1 pseudogene is annotated in these 1,676 nt (G+C 63.8%); it reads left to right on the top strand.

The features are described from left to right. Positions 1 to 1,676 (top strand): annotated as a pseudogene (locus tag I5W_RS16580) (adhesin); the annotation flags it as partial.

The following is a 1,676-nucleotide window of genomic DNA, read 5'->3' on the forward strand; positions in this document are numbered from 1 at the left end:
CGCGACGATGGTACCGAGATCGAGCGCAAGAGCTTCCACAGCGCCGGCAAGGCCAGCTTCAATCTCAACCGCAGCCTGACCGTGAGCGGCCTGAAGACGGTTGCCGGTGGCAATACCACGGCCAATGCGGTCTACACGCTGCTGTCCTCGGACGAAGTACTGGCCCTGCGCAATAGCGGCGGCGTCCCCTTCAGCGCGGCCTACCTGGCCACAGGCACGGTCACCATCGACCTGGGCAAACCGGTCTATAGCACCGGCAATGGGGCCGGCGACTGGTTCGTCTGGTCGGCCATCGGCGGCGGCTATGTGATCTCGCGCAAGAACGACAGCAGCGAGTGGTTCCGCGAAGCGCCCTCCAGCCAGCCGGCGCAGACGCCGGAGGCAGTCAGCGCGTGGCTGGCGGTCAATCGCGGCGCCAGCCTGGTGGCCGATGAACTGCTGCGCAACAATGGCGCCTCCAGTCACCAGAGCCGGCTCAATGGTGTGAGCCTGGTCAATGCCAATGGCACGCGCGATGCCGCCTGGGGCTACAAGGTCAAGCAGATCGATGCCCAGGGCAGGAGCAGCGATGAGGCAAACCTCAAGCTGCAGATGGTCACCCACCTCCCGCCGCAACTGGACCTGGACGCCTTCACCGATGGCGTACAGGCCAGCCGCAGCATTACCGTCACCAACGCCGAAGTGGCCACCCCGACCGGCGTGGCCCTGATGCCGCAGCTTGCTCCCCCCAAGGCCAACGACATCCGCATGATCGAGCTGGTGTCGGACAACGCGGGCGCCCACAACACCGATGCGCTGATACTGGATCGGGTGGTGGGCATCAACAACAACCTGGCCAAGGTCGACGGTCGCGTCGTGGGGGGCGTCAGCGGCGTGAGCTACCAGATCACCACCGTGGCCAACAAGAGCACGGTGACCCTGAGCAAGACCGATGGCGGCGCCTTTACCGCCGATGAACTGAGCCGCGTGCTGCAATCGCTGCGGCTGCAGAACGGTAGCTTCGACAATGGCGTCAAGACCCGCAACATCGACATCCGCCTGGTCGATGGCAGCGGCCATCGCAGCGTGGATCTGAACCGGGTCACCCTCCAGACCGATGGCACGGGGCTGCAAGTGGACCTGGACGCTGTACGCTCGGGCGTGCAGACCAGCCAGACCAAATACACCGGCGCCTTGAGGCAACTGGCCGGTGCCGGGGTGAGCTTCGTCGACAATATCGTGGCGCCGTCATCCTCCGGTGTGAAGGATATTCTGGTGAAATTCAACGGGATCGACAGCAGCACCGACCGGGTTCAGTTCAGTACCGATGGAAGGCAAGACCCGAGCCGCGTAAGCGCAGTATTTCGCGGCAGCATCGGTGGTGTGGGCGACCTGTTCTGGTTCCCGTCTACCGTCTCGCCCGAACTCACGGTCATTCGTAAGCAAAATGGCGCCAGTCTCACGGGCGCGGAAATCAAGGCCATTGTGGAAGGCATTAAGCTCATCAGCAGCAGCGAGGCCAATGTCGAGCGCAGCATGGACATTGCGCTGCTCGACGCCAATGCACGCGGCATCACCTCGCGCGCAACCCTGGCGGTGGACACCCTGCGCCCGGTGCTGAATATGGAGGCCAACAGCCCCCTTATACAGCCGCGAATCAGCCAGTCCTATTCGTCGACCGATGCCACCGGGGCTCA

This window comes from Herbaspirillum sp. B65 (assembly GCF_000333555.1).
Lineage (GTDB): Bacteria > Pseudomonadota > Gammaproteobacteria > Burkholderiales > Burkholderiaceae_D > Herbaspirillum > Herbaspirillum rubrisubalbicans.